Raw genomic sequence first — 23,378 nt, forward strand, 5'->3', positions numbered from 1 at the left:
GCCCGGGCGGAAAGCGGCTCGGAACGAGCGGCACCGTGCACGAGGGCAAGACGCTGTTGTATCGTGCGAGCAAGCTCGACTGCGATGTATGCCCGCTCAAACCGCAGTGCTGTCCAAAAGAACCATCGCGCAAGATCCCGCGCGACATACATGAGCACGCCCGGGACGTCGCCCGGTCGTTCGCTGGCACCGAGGGCTTCGAGACATCACGACGTGAGCGCAAGAAGATCGAGATGCGGTTTGCGCACCTGAAGCGCATCCTTAAGCTCGGTCGACTTCGACTGCGTGGTCCACAAGGCGCCCAGGACGAGTTTGTTTTAGCTGCCATCGCTCAGAACCTGAGGCGGCTCGCGTCACTGGTTGCGCGACCGCCACCGGCAGAAGTTCTGTGCACCGCGTAGCGTTGGAGTTGAGCGCCAAGGCCGGCGGCGTTAAGCCGCCGTCCTAACAAAACGCCAAACGACCCGATCCCTTGCACCCGACTTTTGCAACAAAATCGGCGCAAAACGGACATTCGCAAATTGCCAATGTCCGGTAAGTGCCATGTCCGGATATGGAGGCTCTCGACCCAGCCCCATATCGCGGGATGGAACTCGGCGTTAGAAGTCGTGCGCTTCCTCACGCGCGGTTCGCCCCCGATGACGCACGTGCTGCCGGACGGCGAGCCCAACCGAGAGTGCCGCGCAGAGTAGCAGCCCACCGGAAATCGGCCGAGTAAAGAACAGCAGCAGGTTGTCGTCCGTCATAATCGCGCGGATAAGATTGATCTCGATCTGATCGCCGAGGATGAGGCCCAGGACCAGCGGTGCCAGCGGGAATCCGGCCTTGACAAGCGCTTAGCCGAACACGCCAGACGGCGGTCACGGCGTCGCCCGGGATGCCGAATGCCATGATGGTCACGAGTGAGCCGCCGACGTTGGCGTTGTTGGAGGACTCCGACGCGATGATGCTTTCGGGCACGCCGGTGCCGAAACGCGCGGAGGAGGCGCGAGGACTTCTTCGCCTGGTCGCAGGCCAGCATATTGGCGGCGCTGCCACCGATCGCCGGCAGCACGCCGATCAGAATGCCGACGATCGTCGACCACAGCAGGAGGAATGGATGGCCGAGGATTTCGCCGATCACCTTGAGGTGGGAAACCCTGAGACTCGGCCGCACGGCCAGCGCGGCCTCGGGCTCCTTTGGCACTCCTACCTTGTCGCAAGACGCCAGGACTTCGCAAAAAATGAAGAAGGATGATCCGGCGGCGTGCGCGCCGCTCCGCCAAATCCAAATTCGTGGGGCGGAGTCCACCGGGTGTCTTTGAGGCGCTCCGCAGAAGTGCTATAAGCAGTCGTCTGCCCCACACGTGATGCGCAATTCTGAGTTGCGGTCACCGGCGCCTTAAGAGGTCGGCCATGGCTTGACTAGCCATGGGAAAACGCGAGCGCTAGGCTGCAGCATCGTCCGTCGCAACCGTCCATCCCGCAATGTTCGCCGGCTGGGGCAAGACGGACTTGAGGGAGGTCCGCATGAACAGGTTTCTGTCGCTTGCAACCGCTTTCATTTGCGCCGGAGTCTTGGGCGTTACTGGGGTCGTGTCGTCGTCCCATGCCAAGGAGAAGATCAAGGTCGGCTTTATCGGTCCGTTGACCGGCGGCACATCCGCCAATGGTCTCGGCGGGCGCAATTCCGCAGATCTCGCTGTGCGACTCCGCAATGCGGATGCGGAGGCCAAGTACGAATACGAGATGGTCGCGCTCGACGACGAATGCAAGCCGAATGTCGGCGTTCAACAGGCGACCAAGCTTGCAGCCGACAAGGAGATCATCGCGGCTGCGACGCATTACTGCTCGGCGGTGGCCATCGCCACGGTCGACGTTTATCACAAGTTCGGCTTGCCGGTGATCGTGTGGGGCGCGGTGCTGCCCGACATCACCTATCGGAACAAATATGCCGAGGTGCACCGCGTCAACGGCACGATGATCAATCAAAACGAGCGCAACGCGGAGTTGTTGTCGAGCCTCGGCTACAAGACTTTTGCGGTGATTCACGACACAACCGACTACGGCAAGGGACACAACAAGTATTTTAGCGAAGCGCTCGCCAAGCACGGCGGTAAGATCGTCGGCACCTTCGGTGTCACCTCCGACCAGCAGGATTTCAGCGCCGAACTCACCCAGATCAAGTCGCTCAATCCGCAAACAATCTATTTCGGCGGCTTGACGCCGATCGGCGTGCGCATCCGCGGTCAGATGGACAAGCTTGGACTGAACAATGTGCTGTTCGATGGAACATCGGGGATCAAGTCCGATTCCTATATCGACGGTCTCGGCAAGCTGGCGGAAGGCTCGCTCTCCTTCATCGAAGGCGCCCCAACGGAGCGGCTGCCGGGTGGAAAGTTCTTCCTGGAGAAATACAACGACCAGAATTACCCGAACCCGCCCGAGGCCTATGGCGGCTTCGCCTTCGCAGCCATGAACCTGATCCTCGACACGATCGAGCAGGTGGGGTCCGACCGCAAGAAGGTGCAAGCGACCCTCAACAAGGTGAAGGATCGCGACTCGATCGTCGGCAAGATCACCTTTGACGACCACGGACAGAACACAGTCGCCCTCATTACCTCCTTCGTGGTCCAGGATGGAAAATGGGTGGTCTGGGAGGACAGCGAATATGCGTCCGGAAAGCGCAAACTTCCGGGCCAGAAATAGCCTAGGCAGGGGAGCAAAAGGTTTAGCACCTTCCCATCTTGCTCCCAACAGGCTGGAGGCGCGGCATGGATCTGGGGCTGGTTGCCCAGTACACTATGAATGGGCTGATGCTCGGCATGATGTACGCGCTGGTTGCCGTGGGCTTTACACTGTTTTTCGGCGTGCTGGACGTTATCAAGTTCTCGCATGGCGACGTGCTCACGGTCGGCGCCTTCACGGCGCTGGCCTCATTCATTGGACTGCAGAGCATCGGCCTCAGCTCCGATGCGGTGGAGCTCCTGGCCATGTTGGTAGCGGCCCTCGGTGCCATGGCGCTGTTAGGGGCCTTTATCGCGCGAGCATTCATCCTGCCTTTGCGCTCCGCCCCGGCCCTCAACACACTTCTGATCACGTTGATGCTGGGCACGGTTCTGCGTGAAGCTGTGCGGCTCTTTTATCCTGACGGCGCCAATCCCAAGCCGTTTCCGCGGCTGCTGCCGGCTGATTCCATCAACATCGGTAATTTCAACCTCAGGCTGGACAACGCGATCCTCCTGACGGCCGGCGCGCTTGTGATCGTCGGTCTGCAGCTCCTGCTCAACCGGACAAAGCTCGGGCTCGCGATCCGCGCCGTCGCACAGGATGAGGAGACAGCCAAGACCATGGGCGTAAACTTCAATGCCATCGTGCTGATTACGTTTGCTATCGGCTCCGCCTTGGCTGCCTTCGCGGGATTGATGAACGGCCTCTATTACAACGAAATCAATTTCGGTATCGGGCTCTATCTCGGCGTGGTGGGATTCAGCGCCGCCATCATCGGCGGGCTCGGCAGTATCTACGGTGCGATACTCGGCGGATTTCTGTTCGCCGGGCTGCAGACCATCGGCGCCGTCGCGTTGCCCTTCGCGAGCGCCTACAAGGACGTGTTTGCGTTCGCCGTGGTGATCGCGCTCATGGCATGGCGACCGACCGGTCTCATTCCCGAGAAGTTGAGCGAGCGGGTGTGACATGGCGATTTCGGGGAACGATGGAGGGCGGTCGCTCCTGCCGGGAGCCGCTGCCGTGGTCTTGGTCACGGTATTCCTGATTATCCTCCTGCGGGTCGAAAATCAGAAAGCGATCATCGCACTGCTTGCCCTTGGTATCGGCGCCGTTATCGCGGCCAATCGGCTCGGATTGCTGAAGCCCGTTGCGCACAGTTTTAGCGAGCGGGAAGACGCGCTGGGGCTGCTCGCGATTGTCGCGACGTTCGCGGTTGGCGCGGTCTTCCACGAAGACCATTTCGTGCTGCTGCTTGTCTGCACCGTGGTGCTTTACACCGTCGCGACACTTGGGCTGAGCATCCAATTCGGCTATGCGGGGGTGCTGAATTTTGCAGGCGCCTCGTTTTTTGGCATCGGCGCCTACACCGCTGCGGTGCTCAGTCAGCACACCGCCGTTCCGCACCTGCTCGTGCTACTGATTGGCGGGCTCATGGCGGCGCTGATCGGATCGCTCCTCCTGCTGCCCGTCTTGCGCACGCGCGGTCATTACGCGGCGGTGGTCACCATCGCGTTTGCGCTCCTGTTCAAGACTTTTCTGGAAGTCAACGACGTCCTTGGAGGTCCCCAGGGGCTTCAGGTGCGAGGCATGACGATCCTCGGCTGGTCGTTCAATGACAATATCGAGATCGGTGGAGTCGAGCTGTCGTTCTATCTCAATTATTTCGTCATGAGCATGATGATCGTGGTCTTGGCTTTCGTCGTCGTACGACGGCTCGAGCGGTCCTGGATCGGCCTCAATCTCGATGCGCTGCGGCTGGACGAGACCGCCGCCGGTTGCTTCGGACTCAATATCGTACGTTGGAAGATAACAGCCTTCCTGCTCGGCAATTCCCTAATCGGCGTTGCCGGCACGTTGCATGGGATGGTCGTCGGCTTCGTCCAACCCAACAACTATACGTTCGCCGACTCGCTCGTCCTGGTATCGATCCTGCTGCTCGGGGGCATCGGCAATCCCTGGGGCGTGGCTGTGGCAACCGTGATCGTCGTCATCGTTCCAGAGAAGCTGCAGGTTATCCAGGAATATCGCTTTTTTCTCTATGCCGCGTTGGTCATGATGGTCCTGCTGTTCCGGCCCGAGGGCCTGTTGCCGCGGCCGGTGCGTAGATATTTCCCCGGATGGCGACCATGACGCAAAATCCTGCGCCGCGTGAAGAAATGCCGCTTGTGCTCGAGGCACGGGGTTTGACCAGGCGTTTCGGCGGCGTCCTGGCTCTCGATCATCTCGACTTCGATGTGGCACGGGGCGAAATTGTTGGCCTGATTGGCCCGAACGGCTCCGGCAAGACCACATTCTTCAACGTCATCACCGGGATCTACTGGGCAGATGCAGGTCACGTGTCATTGGACGGCGCCGAGATTACGCGGGCCACCCCGCAAGCCATCTATCATGCAGGAGTGTCGCGCACCTTTCAGCGTTCGCGGCTGTCCCTGCCGCTGTCGATCTTCGACAACATCATGATCGGCAACCACAAGCGCCTGAACCAGGGCCTGTGGTTCAACCTCGTCAGGCGCCAAGCATTCAAGGCCGAATTCGAGGAGAGCTTTGCCAACGCGCAAGCGCTGGTCGAGGTGTTCGATCCGCCGCTCGCTCGGCGCATGTTGGAGCCGGTCGCGGGCCTGCCCATGATCGACCGCCGCCGCATCGAGATCTGCCGCGCGCTGATCAGCCGCCCCCAGCTGCTGCTGATGGACGAGCCTTCGGCCGGCATGACGCACGAGGAAACGAGCCAGCTCATGGACGATATATTGGAAGTGCGGAAGCGACTCGATGGGCTTTCGATCGTGATCGTCGAGCATGAGATGGGTGTCATCGAACGCATCACCAATCGCTGCGTGGTGCTCAATTTCGGCCGCAAGATCGCCGCTGGTACATTCGCGGAGATCGCTGCCGACCGAATGGTGCAAGAAGCGTACCTGGGTCTACAATGACAAACCACGAGGCCAACTCGCTCGTGATCGAAGGCGTCTCCACCGCCTATGATCAGGCCAACGTGCTGGAGAACGTCTCGCTGACGGCAGCGTCGGGCAAGATCACCTGTCTCCTCGGTTCCAACGGCTCCGGCAAGACCACGTTGATCCGCTCGATCCTTGGACTGACGCCACCGAACAGGGGCAGCATCCGATTCGGCGGTGTGGACCTTGCGGGACTCCCGACGCACCGGGTGATCGCGGCCGGCATTGCCTGTATTCCCGAAGGTCGGCGGGTATTCGCAAAGTTCACGGTCGAAGAAAATCTGCGCATCGGCGCTTATCAGGAGACATCGGACGCGGCTGTTGCGCAGCGCTTGGCGCATGTCTATGCCACCTTTCCGCGGCTCAGCGAGCGCCGCGATCAGCTTGCCGGCACCATGTCGGGGGGCGAGCAGGCGATGGTCTCGATTGGCCGGGGACTCATGCGCGCGCCGAAGCTTCTCCTCATCGACGAGCCTTCGCTCGGCCTCGCGCCCATCCTGGTGCGGGAGAACTTCAATATCATCCGCCGCATCAACCAGCAGGGCATCACCGTATTCCTGGTCGAACAAAACGTCCACCAGACGCTCGCGATCTCCGACTACGGCTATGTCCTCTCCAAGGGCCGCGTCGTCGCCGCTGGCGAGCCAAGCGAGCTCGGTCAAACAAGGCAAGTGCACGAGGCGTACTTTGGATAATGGTTCTCACTTGTTGAGCTGATGCGGCGATCCGGTCGGCTGTACGACGGTCAATTGGCCCAGCAACGAGGGTGCTGGCGCGCAACACCGAGGGGTTGTTTCGTGCCGCGACCGTCAAAGCGGTACAGCGATGGGATGACATACGCCTCGGCTTGCAAAAGCAGGTTGCTCCCCAATCATCGTCCACTTCGTGTCAAAAGCGTCGTTTTAACCGTCTGGCGATCACTTCCGACCAATCCCGATAAGCGGACGATTTCAGCGTCCGTCGGCATGTCTCAAACCTGCACACAGGCCGACATCCGATCAAATCGACCCGACCACGATCTGCCATAAGTGCCGAACTCGGGAAACCCAATTCGCTGGGGAGGAGGGTGATGCGTTGGCAGCGTCGGTGCGTTAATCGCACGGCCCCCAACCCGCGTTCGGCGAGTGAGCAAGCCCGCCATAGCGTTGGCGTCGGCGGCCAACCTGAGTTGGGATTGCGCTCTGACGAGGGCTAATGTGCCAAAAGAACGGGGCGTGCCGAAGCGTTCTTAAGGATGTGGCGCGTGGCCCCGCCCAGAAGCATTTCGCGCAGGCGGCTGTGGGAATAGGCGCCCATGACCAGCAGGCCCGCTTCATGCTCCGCCCCCGCCGCGAGCAGCGTATCGCCCACCGAGCGCAATTCCGGTGCAACCACCTGCGCGGTCGCACCGATGCCATGACAGCGCAAATAGGCAAGCACCTCCGCCTGCGAGGCTTGGCGATTGCTGGCGTCCCGATCAACGCTTATGACCTGCACTGATTTGGCGAGTTGCATGAACGGTATGGCAGCCGAGACCGCATGCCAGCATTCCGGGCTCTCGTCCCAGGCGATCATCACGCTGTCGGTCAGATCACTCTGCGGGCGAGCCGGCGCCAACAGCACGGGGCGACGGGTCTGCAGCAGCGATTGCTCGGCAATGGCCATGAGCGATTCCATCACGGTGGCGCTTGCGGCGACCATTAGGTCGAAGGCAGCGGCCCGTTGCACCGCGATTTCCACATACGATCCCTCGGCTTCGCGCCAGGATGCTGCGAGCGGGCTGCCGGGCTCGTCATTCGCCGATAGCATCGAGATGCCGACTACCGCGCAGGCCTGCGCGAAAACCTCACGCGCCTCCCCCCTGTTCGCTCCCGTTCCTCGGCGTGCCGGTTTTCCAATGCGACGGTCGCCGTTCGTCCCATTTCGGTGGCACTTAGGCCGCCACGCGTGACCGGCGGCGGCTCACTGATGAACAGTGCCTGGACGTGAGCCCCCAACGCCTTCGCGGCAGACAGGGCCGTTTCAATTTGACCGGTGTGACTGGCTGAGCCGGGAAGTGGAACCAGGATTCGCTTGATGCTCATGAGAGCCTCCTGCGATGCCGCCGTTTGCGACGACAGACGGCAGATGTGTGTTGAGCCGAAAGCGAAATCGCGCAATACCACTTAATTTATAACTTCCGGAATCACGCCAAGGTTCCGGAGACCCGCAGGTGTGCCGGTTGCCGACCTTGGTCGTCGATGTCCGGTGTGGGGGGCCAGAATGCGCGACCAAATCAGCGCCTACATGAAGCTCCTAGCTGCCACTGAGACGACAGGAGGTCGATTCCACCGCATTAGAAGCTCGGCGGCCGCGAAATGCGCCGGAGCGCTCCAAGCTGCGGGATTTTCACACGGCCTGGACCCGAAACGGACACAGACCGCTTGGTCTTCCTTCGAAAATCGCTACGCTCGGGCCGCTGCATCAGAACTCTTTGGCGAGGAGGAATTGGCAATGGCAGATAGCGACTTGTTTGAGAGAGGTCTCAAGAAGCGGAGACAGGTGCTCGGCGAGAAGTATGTAGATGCGAACCTCGCCGGTTCTGATGATTTCATGATGACGTTTCAACGAGCCGTTACCGAATTGGCCTGGGGTTATGCGTGGAGTCGTCCCGGACTTGACCAGAAAACCCGGAGTTTATTGACGCTTGGAATTCTCGGGGGGCTCGGCCGCTTTCAAGAGCTTGGAATTTACATAAATGCAGCGCTTGCCAGCGGTGCAACAGTCGATGAAATTAAAGAGGCGTTGGTTCAGATTACCGTCTACTGCGGCACGCCCGCGGGCCGCCAAGCATTCTTGGCTGCGCACGATGCTCTAAAGTCTCACACGGATTAATCGCATACGAGATGTGCGTATTGCCGTGATTGCGCATTGTCCGTCACTTTTCGAGCATCCTGCGACGTCCGTTCTGATTCCGCTATCGGGGGCAAAGCGGACGTTGTTTTGACAGCCCGTTTCGGTAGCGATTGACCCTAGAGCGGACCTCAGTGATCGCTGCTGCAGGTCAGCGAATGATCACTTGCCGTGAGTGCTTTACCGTTGCGGCTAATCAACCTTTAGTACATTCGCATCATTATGCCATGCACAACTGGGGCGTGAGCTATCTGTTTTCGCCCACCCAAGCGTTTCACGGTGCTAAGGTCGAACATGAGTGGGCTCAATATCCTAGGCGTTATTGCAGCAGTTTGGGTATTCACGTTCCTTATCCTGCTTCTACCTGGCCGCTGGCTCGGTAGTTGGGTCGTCAAGCACACCCCGAATACCTTCGTTGGTATTCTCTTTTGCATCGCATTCGCGAAGCTCTTTGTAGCCTATCTCGCCGTCGTACTTGTGTTCGCTCGACTGCCCTTCCTGCCTCACGTCAATACAGATGCTGGTTTCGCGATAGCGTTCACGGCGCTGATGTTCTTTGTGCCAGCGTTCGTCGCACAATTCATGGGTTTCCGTCGCGCGCAGGCGCGAGCGAAACCCACTGGCATTCCGGTGAACTAAGCGGGTACTCGGGGGACGCAAATGCCAGCTTTTGGCACCTCTCGGACATGCCGACCACGCTCCAGAATGTCCGTTGTTGGGGGTAGAGCGGAAGGGCCAGAGGCGCGGGTCGAAGTCAGTTTTTGACCCGGAACGGCCGACAAGCGGTCGCGCCCATAACCTCGTGGCAAGCATAGAGGTTGGCAGCTCTGGGGGGAGGCGCGGAAGAGCGATCGACAGCCCTATCCGGGCCGACGGCCGACGATCGCATTGGCGTGCGCCTCGATCGAGACACGCCCACTCGCCTCGATAGGCACCCGCTCACGAACCCGAGACTTGAGTTGCGTCACGTCGGCTGTCGCCATCGTTGTGAGCATCGGAGCGAGATTGGGCGCCGCGATTTTTTGGCGTTCGTTTGGCGGTAGTCGCGCATCGCAGCGCTAGATTTGCGCGACTGTGAATGCGGCCTTCAATTACAAGGCTGCTTGCCAGAGAGCGAGTGCGACACCGCACCATGGTCACCGATTGCAAGGCCGGACGACCACCCACCTTAACATGAGCGATGACGAGCTTGATTGCCTGCTCGGTGCCGTAGCCGATGCGTTGCAGCCGGTAAAAGCACGGCGTGGACGGCGACGAGGAGTCAAACGGACTTTATCCAAACGGACAAACCTCGCCACTGCGTTCGAATTGCCGTGGCGCTTCTTCGGCTCAGAAGTGACCATCGGCGACGATCGTGGCGGAGATCTCGTCGCGAATTCCGTTCGCTTCAAAAGATTGGATAGGAAAAGCTTGTCGGCACTCTCAACAGTGAGCACAGCACCTGAAGAACGTTCGACGATGCTTTCTCGCAAGATCTCGAACGTGTATGGTGACACCGATTATGCCGGCGAGCGCAGTCGATGATCGGTGGGAAGCTTGGTGATTATTTCGCGCGGAATGCGAGGCGTCCGGGCGCAGATTCATTAGCACGACTTATGCCGGGCGTTGTTACTTCCAATTTTACAAGCTGAGTTCTCTCCCGTTACCTGCACGCATCGACGCGGCTGCGAAAGCGAAGCGGTCGGACGCAAACGCTGGGTCCATTAACACGGGGGCGGAGAATATTATGTCTGAAGCTGACAAGGCGGATTGCAAGGCATCTTCGGTGAAGCGTTCGACAGAGAAGAAAGGCCTGTCCAGGCGCTCTCTTCTCAAGGCGAGCGCCGCTGTAGCGGGGACCGCGATCGGCTCCGATGTCGTCCGTGGCTTTCCCACGATCTGGGCGCAGGAGATCAAGGACATCGAACTACGCCATGTCGGCGTGTCCTATTCGGTGGTCAAGGCGATCGGCGACCAGGCGGCCAAGGACCTCGGCTTCAAGGTGACGATGCAGAACCTGGATACATCAGCGGCGATTAACCGTTTCATCAGCCAACCCGACTCTGTCGACATTGCCGACCTCGAGGGGTGGCAAGCCAAGCTGGCGGCGAAGCGCTCGGTAATCCAGGGCATCGAGGTCAAGAAGATCAAGGAATTCGACAATATTCTGCCCATATTCACCAAGGGAGAGATCGACGGCCACAAGATTCCGCGCCAAGGCATTTCACCCTACGAGGCAATGTATATCGCCAAGCCGAACGCGACCGATCTGCATGACGGCGTCACTGAATGGGCGACCTTCCTGCCACAGGTCTACAACGCCGATTCGATCGGTTATCGCCCGGATCTCGTCGGGCACGAGGTCACCGAGTGGAAGGACTTGATCGACCCGAAATTCAAGGGCAAAGCCGCCATCCTCGACGTTCCCGCCATAGGCATCATGGATGCCGCCCTGTGTTTCGAAAGCGCCGGCCTGATCAAATACGGTAACAAGGGCAACATGACCAAGCAGGAGATCGACTTCACCTGCGAAAAGTTGATCGAGTTGAAGAAGGCTGGGCAGTTCCGCGCTACGTGGACTACCTTCGATCAGTCTGTCCAGCTCATGGCAGCCGGCGAGGTGGTGATCCAGTCGATGTGGTCGCCGGCGGTCGCCGCGGTGCGGGTCAAGGAAATTCCATGCGTCTATGCGCCGGTCAACGTCAAGAACGGCAAGGAAGGCTATCGCGGCTGGTGCAACGGCATGGGTTTGATGAAGCATTTGTCGGGCAAGAAGCTCGACGCCGCCTATGAGTATCTCAACTGGTACCTTTCGGGCTGGCAGGCCGGCTTCGTCGGACGCTACGGCTATTACAGCCCGGTGCCATCGACGGCGAAGAAGTTCCTGACTGCGGCTGAGTGGGACTTCTGGTACGACGGCAAGCCGGCTCCGTCCGTCATCAACGATCCCTACGGCGTGCCGATGGAAAAAGCCGGCACCAAGCGGGACGGCGGCTCGTTCCTGGATCGCGTCAAGAATATCTCCTGCTGGAACACCCTGATGGACGAAGCCGCTTACATGAACAAGCGGTGGAATGACTTCAAGGTCGCTTGATCCGAAATTGGGTGTGCCGGTGCGCTACCCGCATTGGCACGCTGAATGCACAACTCCGAGCCATCGGAAAAATCGGGGCAGGCTACACGCGATGTCGCGACAAAGTTGGGTTGCATGGCTGTACGTGACACCGCTGATGCTGGTGCTCGTGCCGTTCTTTCTGATCCCGATTCTCGTGGTCCTCGTCGCGAGCGTCCTTGAGACTGATGGCTTCGGTGGCCTAATCCCGACCTTTACGCTGGCGAACTACGTCGGTGTGCTGACTTCGGCGCAGACTTTCCATCTCTATGCGGCGACGCTGAAGTTCACCGCATTGACATGGTTCTTCACGCTCGTGATCGGCTTTCTCGTCGCTTATTTCTTGGTGTTTCACGTCAAGAACCAGTTGCTGGCGATCAGTCTGTTCCTGATCTGCACGGTGCCGTTCTGGACCTCCAACATCATTCGGATGATTTCCTGGATCCCGTTGCTCGGGAAGGAAGGATTGGTCAATTCGGCGTTGCTCGGAACGGGGATTATCCGCGAGCCACTTGAAGTGCTGCTCTATTCCAGCGTTGCGGTGGTCATCGCCTATGTCCACCAATTGACCATCTTCATGGTGGTTCCGATCTTCAACTCGATGGCCCGCATCGACAAGCGAGTGGTCGAGGCCGCGCTCGATTCCGGAGCAAGCCGCCTTGATGTCATGCGTCTGATCATCATTCCGATGTCGAAGAGCGGCATCGCGCTCGGATCAATCTTCGTCGTCTCGATCGTGATGGGAGACTTTTTCGTCGTCAAGGTGATGTCAGGCGGCGGCTCCGCCTCGGTCGTCAGCGCGTTCTATGAAAACGTCGGCGTTCTGCAATACCCGATCGCCGCGGCCAGCGCGGTGCTGCTGACGGTCATCCTCATCGTCGTCATTTCCCTCATTCTGCGCGCGGTCGATATCCGCCGGGAAATCACGCAATGACGGCTGTTCTCGAAAGGCTCGATGTCCCGATGGTGAAATCCCGCCGCCACGCCGCGGCTCCACGAAGCGACCGCCGACCCTGGACGTTCTATGCACTGGCGACCGTGTTCACGCTGTATGTCGCAGCGCTCTACGGGCCGATGATCTGCATCTACATTCTTTCGTTCCAGGATGTTCGTGGCGGCCTCGTGTTTCCGATGAAGGGGCACTCGTTGCACTGGTTTGTCGATCTCTTCACCCAGGTCCGCACCGGGGACGTCAAGGGCTCGTTCGACCGATCGATCAAGCTCGCTGTGCTCGTCACCGTCATTACGCTGGTGGTCTCGTTCATGGCGGGGCTGGCCTTCCGCCGCCGGTTCTTCGGAGACATGTTCGTGTTCTACCTGATGATCGGCAGCCTGGTCGCGCCCGGCCTCGTGCTCGGCATCGGCATCGGGCTGCTGTTCCAGTGGCTGGGGATCAACGCGAGCTGGTACACCTCGGCGCTGGGTGCGCAACTGTCCTGGACGCTTCCGTTCGGCGTGCTCGTGATGTTCGCAGTGATGTCCCGCTTCGATAGCGCCTGGCAGGAAGCTGCGCGCGATCTCGGCGCGAGCCGCTGGCAGACCATCAGGCTGGTTGTGATTCCGATCCTCGCGCCGGGTCTCGTTGCCGTCGCCCTGTTCGGTTTCACGCTCTCTTATGACGAATTCGCCCGCTCGCTGCAGACGGCCGGATCGCTCAACACGCTGCCACTCGAGATCTGGAGCATGACGCTCAACGTGACGTCGCCCTCGCTATATGCGTTGGGCACGGTTACCACCATCGTCTCCTTCGTCGCGATCGGCGTCAGTATCGGCGCCATCGTCCTGATCAACCGGCGCCGCGGCACCGGTCCAGCAAGCCATTGAGGAGTTCAGGCATGCGTCCCGGTCGCGGCGATATCGAACTGGCAGGTCTCTGCAAGAGCTACGACGGCGTCACGAACGTCGTGGATGGCGTCAATCTGAAGATACCGGATGGCGCTTATTGCTGCTTCCTTGGGCCGTCGGGCTGCGGCAAGACCACGATTTTGCGGATGATCGCGGGGCATGAAGACCCGACCGTCGGCGAGATCGTGATCGGCGGCGAGAACGTAGTCGGTCTCGCGCCGGTCGAGCGCCGCACGGCCATGATGTTTCAGTCCTACGCGCTGTTTCCGCATTTGACCGTCAGGGACAATATCGCGTTTGCGCTGCGGGTGCGTGGCCAGTCGAGGTTGGAGCGTTACAGGGCCGTCGATCTGATGATGGAGAAGGTCCGGCTGACCGAACTGGCCGACCGCTTGCCTGCCAATTTGTCCGGTGGCCAGCAGCAGCGCGTGGCGTTGGCGCGCGCGGCGATCACGGAGCCACGGGTGCTGCTGCTGGACGAGCCGCTGTCGGCGCTGGACGAGCAACTACGCGTGCGGATGCGCCAGGAGCTGCGGCGGATGCAGCGCGAGCTGGGCATCACCTTCGTCCACGTCACGCACACCCAGCTCGAGGCCATCGCACTCGCGGATATCGTTGTCGTGATGGAGAAAGGCAAGATCAAGCAATCCGGCCCGGCGCGCGATGTCTACGCCTATCCGTGCGATCGCTACGTGGCGGAATTTCTCGGTGGGCAGAACGTCTTGTCGGGCAAAGTCGAGAAAGTTGGCTCCGATCACCTGGTGATATCGCAACCCCACCGGGCCGGCATTCACGTTGGTGTGCACCCGGACCGACGGGTCGGCATCGGCGACCGAATCGATCTAGCGGTACGGCGCGACGATATCGAGCTGATGCGCGCGACTTCGGGTGAACCGGGCGGCGGCGCGACGGCGTTGCCCAGCCGCGTGCTGGCGATCGAGTATCAAGGATCCTTCGTCAAGGTGATGCTGGACACGATCCCCGACGAGGAATTCATCGCCTACGTCCCGGAACGAACGTTCTTCCAGGACCCGTTCAATGTCGGCGATGTCCTGCTGGCCACTTGGTCGGCGGGACGCGCCCGCGTTCTTGCCTGAAGTCTCCCACAGCCCTGGAGGTCACGATGATCATCAAGTTCACGCTCAACGGCCGGTCCCGCAAGGTGGATGTCGAGCCCGCGACGCCGGTCACCGATTTGCTTCGCGAGACGCTGAATCTGACTGGTACGCATGTCGGATGCGACACCAGCCAGTGCGGTGCCTGCACAGTGCTGTTCAATGGCGATGCCGTGAAGAGCTGCACGTTGCTCGCGCCGAGTCTTGATGGGGCTGCGTTGACGACGATCGAGGGATTGTCGGGATCATCAGGTTCGAACCGGCTGCATCCGATGCAGGAGGCGTTTCACGAGAACCACGGCCTGCAATGCGGCTTCTGCACGCCCGGCATGGTGATGACAGCGGTTGCCCTGGTGACAAGGAATCCGGCGCCAACTGAAGCGGAAGTACGTCACGGCCTGGAAGGAAACCTGTGCCGCTGCACTGGATATCAGAACATCGTCGCATCGGTCATGGCCGGTGCGGTTGCTATGAACGAGCCGGCGATCGGAGAGTGAACATGTCGAACATCATCGGAATCGGCAAGGCGCCGCGTCGCAAGGAAGATTTCCGCTTTCTGACCGGACGCGGCAACTATGTCGCCGACGTGAAACGGCCGGACATGGTTTTCGGCGTGTTCGTTCGGTCGCCGCATGCGCATGCGGTTATTCGAGGCATCGACAAGACGGAAGCGCTGGCGTTGCCGGGCGTGCAGGCCATTCTCACCGGCGAGGACGTCGCGGCCGACGGCTTGGGATCGCTACCCTGCGGTTGGGGCATTCATGGCGCCGACGGTCTTCCGATGAAGGAGCCGCCGTTCCCAATGTTGGCGCAGGGCAAGGTGCGCTTCGTTGGCGACATGATAGCATTTGTCGTCGCCGATACGCTGAGGGAAGCGCGCGCCGCCGCCGAGTGCCTCGCCGTCGATTATGAGGTTCTGCCGCCGGTGGTCGGTGTTCTCGAGGCCGTTCGATCGGATGCGCCGCTGCTGTTCGACGACGTGCCGAACAACCTCTGCTGCGATTGGGAACTGGGGGACAAGGCCGCTGTCACCGCTGCTTTCCGGAAAGCGGCACATGTCGCCCGTCTTAGCCTTGTCAACAATCGCCTGATCGGCAATCCGATGGAACCGCGCGCGGCGATTGCCGAATATAATCGGGGCAGGGATCACTACACGCTTTGGACGACGAGCCAGTTTCCCCACGTGGTGCGCTTTCTGATGGCCGCACTGGTGCTCAAGCTGCCGGAGCAGAAAGTGCGGGTGGTGGCGCCCGATGTCGGCGGCGGCTTTGGCGTCAAGCAGTTCCACTATGGCGAGGAAGCCGTCATCACCTGGGCTGCCAAAAAGGTGGAGCGGCCGATCAAGTGGGTGGCCGATCGGTCGGAAGGCTTTGTCTCGGATCGCCATGGCCGCGATCACGTGACGGAAGCCGAGCTGGCGCTCGACGAAAACGGAAAGTTCCTGGCCTTCAAGGTGACAACGCTGGCCAATATGGGTGGTTATCTGTCGACCTTCGGACCCAACATTCCGACAAACCTGTACGGGCCGCTGCTCAGTGGCGTCTACACCACGCCGGCGATTTACTGCAACGTCAAGGTGGTCTTCACCAACACCGTCCCGGTTGATGCCTATCGCGGCGCCGGGCGGCCGGAGGCAACCTTTGTGCTTGAGCGTATCGTTGACGTAGCGGCAGCCGAGATGAAGATCGATCGGGTCGAACTGCGCCGGCGCAACATGATCGCACGGGACGCGTATCCCTACCAGACGCCGGTGCTGGTGGAATACGATTCAGGCGATCCGCTCGGTTGCCTCGAGGGCGCATTGACGGCAGCCGACGCCGCCGGCTTCAGCGCGCGCAAGGCGGCTTCGGAACGGGCCGGAAAATTCCGGGGGCTCGGCTTCTCCACCTACGTCGAAGCGTGCGGTCTGGCGCCGTCGCGCTTTGCCGGACGCCTCGGCGCCCGTGGCGGACTCTATGAAAGCGCGACTGTTCGCGTCCATCCGACCGGACAAGTCACCGTGCTGATCGGCACCCACAATCATGGCCAGGGCCATGAGACGACATTCGCGCAAATCGTGTCGGACAAACTCGGCGTGCCCTTCGACGGCGTCGACATCGTCTTTGGCGATACGGACAGGGTCCAGTTCGGCATGGGCACCTATGGCTCGCGCTCACTCGTGGTTGGCGGTGCTGCGCTCTCGAAGGCCAGCGACAAAGTGATCGTGAAGGGCAAGAAGATCGCAGCACATCTGCTCGAGGCGGGCGAGCACGATATCCAGTTTGAGGCCGGAGTGTTTTCCGTTGCCGGTACCGACCGCAGCAAGTCGTTTGCGGAAATCGCGGGCGCTGCCTACGTACCGCATAATTATCCGCTCGAGGTTCTAGAGCCGGGCCTGGAGGAGCAGGCCTATTACGATCCGATCAACTTCACCTATCCCGGCGGCTGCCACATTGCCGAAATCGAAATCGATCCCGAAACCGGCACCGTGACGCTGGAGAAGTATACCGCGGTCGACGACGTCGGCACCGTTATCAATCCGATGATCGTCGCGGGGCAGTTGCACGGCGGTATCGTTCAGGGCGTCGGTCAGGCGCTGTTCGAGAATGCCGTCTATGACGAGGTCTCGGGCCAGCTCCTGTCCGGCTCATTCATGGACTACTGCATGCCGCGCGCCGATCATCTTCCCAACATGACGGTCGAGACCCATTCCACGCTCTGCACGCACACGCCCATGGGCGTGAAGGGGTGCGGGGAGGTTGGCACGATCGGGTCACCCGCTGCAGTCATCAACGCCGTCGTCGACGCGCTCTCGCATCTCGGCATTCATCACGTCGACATGCCTGCGACGCCCAACCGGATCTGGCGCATCATTCAAAATGCCGCAATGCAGCAGGCCGCAGAATAGGAGAATGAGATGAAGTCATTCGCATTTCACAGTCCAGGTACCGTGCCGGATGCGTTCGCATTGCTGAACGACGTCTCCGAGAGCAAGTTGCTCGCCGGCGGCATGACACTGTTGCCGACCATCAAGCAAAGGCTCGCGGAGCCCGCGGCGCTGATCGATCTGGCGAAAATTCCGCAACTGTCCGCGATTACCGTCGACGGAGACGCGCTGGTAATCGGCGCGATGGCCCGGCATATCGACGTCGTTACATCCGCGATCGTCCGGAGCAAGGTCCCGATGCTGGCGCATCTTGCCGCCGGCATCGGCGACCCCGCTGTGCGCAACCGCGGGACGATCGGCGGCTCTGTCGCCAACAACGATCCGTCCGCCGATTATCCGGCGGCGGTGCTGGCGCTTGACGCGATCATTGTGACCGACCGGCGTGAAATACCGGCGAGTGCGTTCTTCACCGGATTGTTCGAAACCTCGCTTGAGCCAAACGAGATCATCACTTCCATACGCTTTCCGATTCCGTCCACGGCCGGGTACGCCAAATTCAAATCACCGGCGTCCCGTTATGCCGTGGTGGGGGTCTGTGTCGCGAAAGCTGGCGGCAGGGTGCGCGTCGCCGTGACGGGGGCAGGGCCGTGCGTCTTTCGCGTGCCGGAAATGGAGACCGCGCTCGAAGCGCGTTTCGAACCAGGCGCGATTGCGTCCATCAAGATCACTGCTGCAAGGCTGAACTCCGACATCCACGCCGATGCTGAATACCGCGCGCATCTCGTTACCGTCATGGCGAAGAAGGCCGTCGCGGCCGCCATCCAGGGCTTGTGAGGACGCAGTGGAATCAAGCATGGCTCGAACCGCGCCGACCGCGGGAGTTCACGACCTGGCCAAACTCTCTGCTACCGATCTGTTGGAGGGTTACAGGTCCGGGCGTTTCACGCCGCGGGAGGTTATCGAAGACGTCATCGCCGCGCTGAAGGTAACGCATGCGGTGTGCAATGTCGTGGTCACGCCCACTTATGAACAGGCGCGCGCCGCCGCGGATCGGGCGACGGAAGCCTGGGGGGCAGGGCAACCTCAGGGACGGCTTGCCGGCGTGCCGGTCACCATCAAAGATCTGGTATTCGTCGCTGGTGTGCCGGCGCTTGGCGGCGCTCCCTGCAACCGGAGATTCGTACCGGATGCCAATGCTGCGGTCGTGGTCGCATTGCAGGCTGAAGGGGCCATCGTTACCTGCAAGACCACGACATGCGAGTCCGGCTACAAGCTAACGGCGGATAGTCCGGTATCGGGCATCACCCGCAACCCCTGGGACAAGACTCGGACGAGTGGAGGGTCAAGTGGCGGTGCCGCGGCCGCCGTCGCTGCCGGGTGCGGTCCGTTAGCGATCGGTACCGACGGGGTGGGATCGATCCGCGTACCATCCTCTTTCTGCGGCGTGGTCGGCTTGAAACCGACCTTCGGATTGGTCCCGCGCTCGCCTGGATTTTCGCCGCCATCGTGGGCCTCGCTGGCCCATACCGGACCGATCGCGCGGACGGTCGCCGATGCTGCGTTGTTGCTGGAGGTGATTGCGGCCCATGACCTTCGTGACGTGGCGAGCCTGCCGGTCGCCTCCCGCAGGTTCAAGGTAGCGCCTGATCGTCTCGACGGCATAAAAATCGGAACCAGCGTGGATTTCGGTTATGCCGTCGTGGATCCGCAAGTACGTGACGCATTTGAAGCGGCAAGCGAAACGCTGGCGGCGCTCGGCGCCGAGATTGTTCCGGACTGCGCGAGATTTGCGCCTGATATGCTTGAGCGCATTCTGAAGCCGATCGCCTATACGGAACAGGCGGCGGCTGTCGCCAATCGCGATTCCATTGCCCTGTCGGCCTCCGACGAAGACTATCGCGACGTCATCGCGAAAGGCCGCAACTACAGCGGCATTGACTACGTCGAGGCAAGTTACCGGCGGGCAGGCTTGCGGGCGTCGTTTCTGGAGCTGTTTGGAAAGGTCGACGCTCTCGTCACGCCCACGGTAGCTGTCACGGCATTTCGTGCGGGCGCACTAGGCGTCGATCAAATTGCGGGATGTACCGTCGACCGGCATCTAGGTTGGTCGCCGTTCTCGTGGCCGATAAACCTGACTGGACTGCCGGCTGCGACCATTCCCTGCGGATTTGACGACAGCGGATTGCCGATCGGACTTCAGATTGTTGCCCCGTGGCTGGATGAGGGTTTGATCTTGCGGATCGCAGCCGCGTTCGAGCGGGCGAGGCCCTGGGTCCAGTTTCGGCCCTCCTTGTCCTGAAACGGTGCGGGCTTCGACATCCGGCGTTAACGGCAACTCCGTTGCCAGCAGCAATTCGTCTTCGAGATTGAGATAGTGCGCGAGATATTCGTGCAAGGCGCCCGCGGCTTTGGACGTTGCGCCCGGCGACTTGTAGAGCAGTAGGTCGACCTTCGGAAGTGGAGGCAAGCCCTCTTTGACTCCAAGTTCACGCATGTTGCGAACCAGCGCGCTGCGGCCGAGCACCGTGACGGCGATACCTGCGAAGGCTGCCGCCTGCAATCCGCCGACGCTGTCGCTGATGCACGCGATACGCCATCGCAAGCGCGCGGCTTCCAGCCGTTCGATGGCATGATCGCGATAGATGTTGCCAGGGGGTAGCAGCGCCAGCGGTATTGGAGATTCGTTGTGAGCCGTCGATTGCTCGCCCGCCATCCAAATCAATTGTTCCTGCCTGACGACCTGGCCGCCGGTGAAATCGTTCATCCGGGTCACCAGGGCAATATCCACTTCGCCCCGTTTGACGCACCCGACCAAGGGGGTTGAAAGCGAGCAGTTCAATTGGATCTGAATGCGTGGAAATGCCTTTCGAAAGATTTTCAGGATCGAAGGCAACATAAATGCCGCATATAAATCGGGCGTGCCGAGGACGACATTTCCCTCGATATCCGGAGATGCGAGTTGCGACAGCAACTCGTCGTGGAGGCCCAGAATCGATCGGGCAAATTTGAGAACCGTTTCACCTTCGGTGGTGAGAAAAAGACGCCGGCCCTCGTGGATGAAAATGGCTTTTCCGGTCAGTTCCTCAAGGCGTTGGAGCTGCAGTGTGATCGCCGGTTGCGTTCGGCCCAATCGCCTCGCGGTCTCCGTGATGCTTCCAGTCTCGACTACCGAAATCAGCGAGCGAAGCATCCGTATGTCCAAGCTGATCAGGTTCATTGAGCCCTCACCGCGATTCTGAAGCCGGAACTTCACAAGCAAGTTTCGTGCTTGGACGCTGATCGCTGAAAAATGAGGCATTTGCAGCAAGTCGGAGAAGCTGTCGGTATAACGAAACGCTCGCAGAATAAGCGACGTTGATTGCTTCGCCGACAGGCGTCCCGACCGTCCCTCACCGTCGAGTGTCGCTTTTTGCATTGGTCGGGAAAGTAGCGCTATCCATGCATCCCGATCGACCGATGACGCCCGTCCGGAGGGAGGTTTCCCCTCGTTGTAAGTACAATACAACTTCCTTGTATCGTGCTGCAGGGTCAGTGATCCGCGCAATTCAATTGGTTCTCCGGTCAGGCCCGTCATTCAGGCGGGCCGTTGCCGTTTTGGGGACCGAACGATGGAGCCATTCCAATCGTACCGACCATATTCGTCTGACATCGCATCCGGTGCCCGGCGCGACGCATGAATTCTCGATCCTGTGGGGCGCGCCGTCTGCGCGTGAACGTGGTCCGATCATTGGGGCGGTATCGCGTCCGCAGGATCGTAACGTGATTGGCATGCGTCGTCGAAGCTTTCCGCACGAAGGGCTCTGGTGTGGCCACTGGTCCAATGGCTTGGGACTGGCTGCAATTCTTCATGGCCCTAACGTTGTATCTTGGATCCGCCATGGGGAGGCTTGGCAAGGCCCTGTCAGGAACCTTCCTGGCCCAGAAGCAGGCTCGCTTGCCGGACTTCGTCCAGAAATGCCTTGGCCAGCCGTGATAGGGGTTCGGCCTCCGACCATAGCATGTAGGCCACGGCAAGCGTTCTGGGCGCAAAGGGCTGGACGATCAGATCGTGGCTGCCGCCCTGGCTTGGCGAAAACGGATCGACGACCGCAGCGCCTACCCCGGCGGCCGCGAGCACGCAAGCCGTATTGCAGTATCGCACCTCGACGGTCGGCTGAAACGGTGCGCCGGCTTGCGCGAAGCTCTCGCGCACGGCTTCGCCCAATCGCGTGCCGCGCTCCAGCCCGATGAAGGGCACCGCGACAAGGTCGGCGGCGGAAACAATTGGTCGTTCGGCCAGCGGATGTTTCGGCGGCAAGACGCAGACCATTTCGCCGGAGTGCACCACTTCGTGCGCAATGCCCGGGTGGTGCGACAGACCGAGCGCGAAACCCAGTTCCGCAACTCTGCTCAACACGCCCTCGATGATTCCTTCGTAACGCCGTACATCGAAGAACATCCGCGTCTGCGGACGGCGCCGCAGGAAGCCTGACATAGCGGGTGGAATGATGCTGTAGGCAACCGGCGGCGTCGCCACGATCGACAGATGTCCGGAGCGGCACTCCCGCAGGTCACGCACGCGATTCTCGAGCTTTGCATGCAGCGCGAAGATCGCCTCACTTTCCTTGTACAGCGCCATCGCTTCGATCGTTGGGAACAGGCGGTTGTTGACACGCTCGAACAACGCGAACCCCGCTTGCGCTTCCATCGCTTTCAGCGCGTTGCTGATCGCTGGCTGGGACAATGCCAGATCATCCGCTGCCGCGACTGTCGTCCGGTGGCGAATGACCGCACGCAGGATTTCAAGTTGGCGCAAGTTCATAATAACTGCCGATTATAGTCTGGGCGAAAATATCATAGCACGAGTGATTGCTATTGACGTCGTGCGTTTGCGTAATAGCGCGCGTTGTTGCGCGCAGTGCGGCTGAGATCATCCGCCCAATGAGGCAGCAATCCGCTTAGATTGGAGGCAATGTTGGTCCGTGTTCTTCGCGCCGCCGCCGCTCAGATGGGGCCGACGCAAAAGGCTGATACGCGAGAGCACACGCTTGATCGGATGTTGAATCTGCTCGAGCAGGCTGCCGCGCGTGGCGCGAGCCTGGTGGTATTCCCGGAACTGGCATTCACGACTTTCTTTCCGCGATGGCTCATCGAGGGTGAGGCGCTCGATCAATACTACGAGCATGGCATGCCGAATCCGGCGGTGCAGCCCTTGTTCGATCGCGCCCAGGTGCTCGGTGTCGGCTTCTATGTCGGTTACGCCGAACTCACTTCGGAAGGGCGGCGATACAACTGTTCGATCCTTGTCGACAGCGACGGCGAAATTCTCGGTCGCTATCGCAAGGTGCATTTGCCCGGCTCGTTCGAGCCGCGAGCCGGCGCGCGTTATCAGCAGCTTGAAAAACGATATTTTGAGTATGGCAATTTGGGGTTTCCCGCCTTTCGGGCGGGACCCGACTGGCACCACGCGATTATGGGCATGATGATCTGCAATGATCGCCGCTGGCCGGAAGCATGGCGCGTTCTGGGCTTGCAGGGCGTCGAACTGGTCTGCGTCGGTTACAATTCCGCGGCTTACGATCCAAACGGCGGCGTCACGGAAGATGCCGCGCTGCGCACCTTTCATTCGACGCTGGTGACTCAGGCGAACGCCTACATGAACGCCTCCTGGGTGATCGCAGTCGCAAAAGCGGGCGAGGAGGACGGCTCCGGACTGATCGGCGGCTCCTGCATCGTGGATCCGAATGGCCGCCTAGTCGCCGAAGCGCAGACGCTCGGAGATGAAGTTCTTGTCGCCGACCTCGATCTCGATCTCTGCCGCCAGGGCAAGGACAAGATGTTCAATTTCGCCGCCCATCGGCGGCCGGAGCAATACGCCGTCATCACGGAGCGCGCCGGTGTCGTCGAGCCGGCCGTGAGGCAGCCGCTCGCAGCGCGAAGGAGCTGAT

Annotated in this window: 22 protein-coding genes and 2 pseudogenes; 20 read left to right on the top strand and 4 right to left on the bottom strand. The window is 60.6% G+C overall.

Features of this window, described 5'->3' with window-relative positions:
- On the top strand, nt 1–401 hold a 401-nt coding region (locus CQ13_RS27080; RefSeq protein WP_197427206.1), incomplete at its 5' end, for a transposase.
- A 217-nt stretch (nt 402–618) separates the two neighbouring features.
- On the opposite strand, the gene CQ13_RS47260 is transcribed toward CQ13_RS27080, so the two are convergent.
- Nucleotides 619–960, bottom strand: coding sequence for a tripartite tricarboxylate transporter permease (locus CQ13_RS47260; protein WP_197427447.1), 342 nt, complete (start codon nt 958–960; stop codon nt 619–621).
- Here CQ13_RS47260 and CQ13_RS44620 point away from each other — a divergent pair.
- The 6 genes from CQ13_RS44620 to CQ13_RS27110 all read left to right on the top strand — a co-directional run bounded on the left by CQ13_RS44620 (nt 890) and on the right by CQ13_RS27110 (nt 6,358).
- Nucleotides 890–1,237: a hypothetical protein gene (locus tag CQ13_RS44620; RefSeq protein ID WP_057845892.1), complete on the top strand. Its 348-nt coding sequence runs from the start codon at nt 890–892 to the stop codon at nt 1,235–1,237. The two genes, CQ13_RS47260 and CQ13_RS44620, sit on opposite strands and share 71 nt — an antisense overlap.
- 272 nt (nt 1,238–1,509) lie before the next feature.
- Nucleotides 1,510–2,688: a branched-chain amino acid ABC transporter substrate-binding protein gene (locus CQ13_RS27090; RefSeq protein ID WP_057845934.1), complete on the top strand. Its 1,179-nt coding sequence runs from the start codon at nt 1,510–1,512 to the stop codon at nt 2,686–2,688.
- 65 nt (nt 2,689–2,753) lie between these two features.
- The gene (locus CQ13_RS27095) at nt 2,754–3,674 is read left to right on the top strand and encodes a branched-chain amino acid ABC transporter permease (RefSeq protein WP_057845893.1); all 921 of its coding nucleotides are present in this window, start codon (nt 2,754–2,756) and stop codon (nt 3,672–3,674) included.
- Between the two features lie 55 nt (nt 3,675–3,729).
- Entirely contained in the window at nt 3,730–4,839 is a 1,110-nt protein-coding gene (locus CQ13_RS27100; protein WP_245309342.1) for a branched-chain amino acid ABC transporter permease, read from the top strand.
- Between the two features lie 26 nt (nt 4,840–4,865).
- On the top strand, nt 4,866–5,639 hold the full coding sequence (locus CQ13_RS27105; RefSeq protein ID WP_057845935.1) for an ABC transporter ATP-binding protein: 774 nt from the start codon (nt 4,866–4,868) through the stop codon (nt 5,637–5,639).
- A complete protein-coding gene (locus tag CQ13_RS27110; protein ID WP_057845895.1) occupies nt 5,636–6,358 on the top strand; it encodes an ABC transporter ATP-binding protein in 723 nt (240 codons plus the stop codon). The genes CQ13_RS27105 and CQ13_RS27110 overlap by 4 nt, the downstream gene beginning before the upstream one ends.
- Before the next feature lie 496 nt (nt 6,359–6,854).
- Here the strand turns inward: CQ13_RS27110 and CQ13_RS27115 are convergent, their stop codons facing one another.
- Entirely contained in the window at nt 6,855–7,382 is a 528-nt protein-coding gene (locus CQ13_RS27115) for a universal stress protein (RefSeq protein WP_197427448.1), read from the bottom strand.
- Between the two features lie 753 nt (nt 7,383–8,135).
- Between CQ13_RS27115 and CQ13_RS47265 the strand changes: the two genes are divergently transcribed.
- The 11 genes from CQ13_RS47265 (at nt 8,136) to CQ13_RS27165 (ending at nt 19,750) form a co-directional block, all read left to right on the top strand.
- On the top strand, nt 8,136–8,516 hold the full coding sequence (locus CQ13_RS47265; protein WP_057845936.1) for a carboxymuconolactone decarboxylase family protein: 381 nt from the start codon (nt 8,136–8,138) through the stop codon (nt 8,514–8,516).
- 312 nt (nt 8,517–8,828) lie between these two features.
- The gene (locus CQ13_RS27125; RefSeq protein ID WP_057845897.1) at nt 8,829–9,173 is read left to right on the top strand and encodes a hypothetical protein; all 345 of its coding nucleotides are present in this window, start codon (nt 8,829–8,831) and stop codon (nt 9,171–9,173) included.
- A 534-nt stretch (nt 9,174–9,707) separates the two neighbouring features.
- Entirely contained in the window at nt 9,708–10,058 is a 351-nt protein-coding gene (locus tag CQ13_RS43490; protein WP_156433938.1) for a hypothetical protein, read from the top strand.
- Between the two features lie 202 nt (nt 10,059–10,260).
- Nucleotides 10,261–11,607 carry an ABC transporter substrate-binding protein gene (locus tag CQ13_RS27130; RefSeq protein ID WP_057845898.1) on the top strand — a complete coding sequence of 449 codons (1,347 nt, stop codon included), beginning with the start codon at nt 10,261–10,263 and terminating at the stop codon, nt 11,605–11,607.
- A 91-nt stretch (nt 11,608–11,698) separates the two neighbouring features.
- A complete protein-coding gene (locus CQ13_RS27135; RefSeq protein WP_057845899.1) occupies nt 11,699–12,559 on the top strand; it encodes an ABC transporter permease in 861 nt (286 codons plus the stop codon).
- The gene (locus tag CQ13_RS27140; protein WP_057845900.1) at nt 12,556–13,449 is read left to right on the top strand and encodes an ABC transporter permease; all 894 of its coding nucleotides are present in this window, start codon (nt 12,556–12,558) and stop codon (nt 13,447–13,449) included. Before CQ13_RS27135 ends, CQ13_RS27140 begins: the two co-directional genes overlap by 4 nt.
- An 11-nt stretch (nt 13,450–13,460) precedes the next feature.
- Nucleotides 13,461–14,567: an ABC transporter ATP-binding protein gene (locus CQ13_RS27145; RefSeq protein WP_057845901.1), complete on the top strand. Its 1,107-nt coding sequence runs from the start codon at nt 13,461–13,463 to the stop codon at nt 14,565–14,567.
- Between the two features lie 26 nt (nt 14,568–14,593).
- Entirely contained in the window at nt 14,594–15,082 is a 489-nt protein-coding gene (locus CQ13_RS27150; RefSeq protein ID WP_057845902.1) for a (2Fe-2S)-binding protein, read from the top strand.
- A gap of 2 nt (nt 15,083–15,084) precedes the next feature.
- Nucleotides 15,085–17,472 (top strand): xanthine dehydrogenase family protein molybdopterin-binding subunit, encoded by a 2,388-nt coding sequence (locus tag CQ13_RS27155; RefSeq protein ID WP_057845903.1) that lies wholly within the window; start codon nt 15,085–15,087, stop codon nt 17,470–17,472.
- A 9-nt stretch (nt 17,473–17,481) separates the two neighbouring features.
- The gene (locus tag CQ13_RS27160) at nt 17,482–18,285 is read left to right on the top strand and encodes an FAD binding domain-containing protein (protein ID WP_057845904.1); all 804 of its coding nucleotides are present in this window, start codon (nt 17,482–17,484) and stop codon (nt 18,283–18,285) included.
- Between the two features lie 19 nt (nt 18,286–18,304).
- Nucleotides 18,305–19,750 carry an amidase gene (locus CQ13_RS27165; RefSeq protein ID WP_057845905.1) on the top strand — a complete coding sequence of 482 codons (1,446 nt, stop codon included), beginning with the start codon at nt 18,305–18,307 and terminating at the stop codon, nt 19,748–19,750.
- Nucleotides 19,751–19,885: 135 nt separating this feature from the next.
- On the opposite strand, the pseudogene CQ13_RS41555 reads toward CQ13_RS27165, so the two are convergent.
- Nucleotides 19,886–21,025, bottom strand: a pseudogene (locus CQ13_RS41555) (LysR substrate-binding domain-containing protein); the annotation flags it as partial.
- A gap of 20 nt (nt 21,026–21,045) precedes the next feature.
- Between CQ13_RS41555 and CQ13_RS45900 the strand changes: the two are divergent.
- Nucleotides 21,046–21,237: pseudogene (locus CQ13_RS45900) on the top strand (GTP cyclohydrolase II); the annotation flags it as partial.
- 115 nt (nt 21,238–21,352) lie between these two features.
- Here CQ13_RS45900 and CQ13_RS27175 read toward each other — a convergent pair.
- A complete protein-coding gene (locus CQ13_RS27175) occupies nt 21,353–22,252 on the bottom strand; it encodes a LysR family transcriptional regulator (protein ID WP_057845907.1) in 900 nt (299 codons plus the stop codon).
- A gap of 150 nt (nt 22,253–22,402) precedes the next feature.
- Between CQ13_RS27175 and CQ13_RS27180 the strand changes: the two genes are divergently transcribed.
- On the top strand, nt 22,403–23,377 hold the full coding sequence (locus CQ13_RS27180) for an N-carbamoyl-D-amino-acid hydrolase (RefSeq protein ID WP_082637661.1): 975 nt from the start codon (nt 22,403–22,405) through the stop codon (nt 23,375–23,377).
- The last annotated feature ends 1 nt before the right edge of the window (nt 23,378 follow it).

The sequence above is a fragment of the Bradyrhizobium retamae genome, from assembly GCF_001440415.1.
GTDB lineage: Bacteria > Pseudomonadota > Alphaproteobacteria > Rhizobiales > Xanthobacteraceae > Bradyrhizobium > Bradyrhizobium retamae.

Excerpts from the sequence above, each read along its gene's own strand:
- CQ13_RS27135 (WP_057845899.1), top strand. The coding sequence starts at position 11,699 with ATGTCGCGACAAAGTTGGGTTGCATGGCTGTACGTGACACCGCTGATG.
- CQ13_RS27160 (WP_057845904.1), top strand. The coding sequence starts at position 17,482 with ATGAAGTCATTCGCATTTCACAGTCCAGGTACCGTGCCGGATGCGTTC.
- CQ13_RS27125 (WP_057845897.1), top strand. The coding sequence starts at position 8,829 with ATGAGTGGGCTCAATATCCTAGGCGTTATTGCAGCAGTTTGGGTATTC.
- CQ13_RS44620 (WP_057845892.1), top strand. The coding sequence starts at position 890 with ATGATGGTCACGAGTGAGCCGCCGACGTTGGCGTTGTTGGAGGACTCC.
- CQ13_RS27140 (WP_057845900.1), top strand. The coding sequence starts at position 12,556 with ATGACGGCTGTTCTCGAAAGGCTCGATGTCCCGATGGTGAAATCCCGC.
- CQ13_RS43490 (WP_156433938.1), top strand. The coding sequence starts at position 9,708 with ATGAGCGATGACGAGCTTGATTGCCTGCTCGGTGCCGTAGCCGATGCG.
- CQ13_RS27180 (WP_082637661.1), top strand. The coding sequence starts at position 22,403 with ATGTTGGTCCGTGTTCTTCGCGCCGCCGCCGCTCAGATGGGGCCGACG.
- CQ13_RS27145 (WP_057845901.1), top strand. The coding sequence starts at position 13,461 with ATGCGTCCCGGTCGCGGCGATATCGAACTGGCAGGTCTCTGCAAGAGC.
- CQ13_RS27155 (WP_057845903.1), top strand. The coding sequence starts at position 15,085 with ATGTCGAACATCATCGGAATCGGCAAGGCGCCGCGTCGCAAGGAAGAT.
- CQ13_RS27150 (WP_057845902.1), top strand. The coding sequence starts at position 14,594 with ATGATCATCAAGTTCACGCTCAACGGCCGGTCCCGCAAGGTGGATGTC.
- CQ13_RS27130 (WP_057845898.1), top strand. The coding sequence starts at position 10,261 with ATGTCTGAAGCTGACAAGGCGGATTGCAAGGCATCTTCGGTGAAGCGT.
- CQ13_RS27095 (WP_057845893.1), top strand. The coding sequence starts at position 2,754 with ATGGATCTGGGGCTGGTTGCCCAGTACACTATGAATGGGCTGATGCTC.
- CQ13_RS27105 (WP_057845935.1), top strand. The coding sequence starts at position 4,866 with ATGCCGCTTGTGCTCGAGGCACGGGGTTTGACCAGGCGTTTCGGCGGC.
- CQ13_RS27090 (WP_057845934.1), top strand. The coding sequence starts at position 1,510 with ATGAACAGGTTTCTGTCGCTTGCAACCGCTTTCATTTGCGCCGGAGTC.
- CQ13_RS27110 (WP_057845895.1), top strand. The coding sequence starts at position 5,636 with ATGACAAACCACGAGGCCAACTCGCTCGTGATCGAAGGCGTCTCCACC.
- CQ13_RS27165 (WP_057845905.1), top strand. The coding sequence starts at position 18,305 with ATGGCTCGAACCGCGCCGACCGCGGGAGTTCACGACCTGGCCAAACTC.
- CQ13_RS47265 (WP_057845936.1), top strand. The coding sequence starts at position 8,136 with ATGGCAGATAGCGACTTGTTTGAGAGAGGTCTCAAGAAGCGGAGACAG.
- CQ13_RS27175 (WP_057845907.1), bottom strand. The coding sequence starts at position 22,252 with ATGAACTTGCGCCAACTTGAAATCCTGCGTGCGGTCATTCGCCACCGG.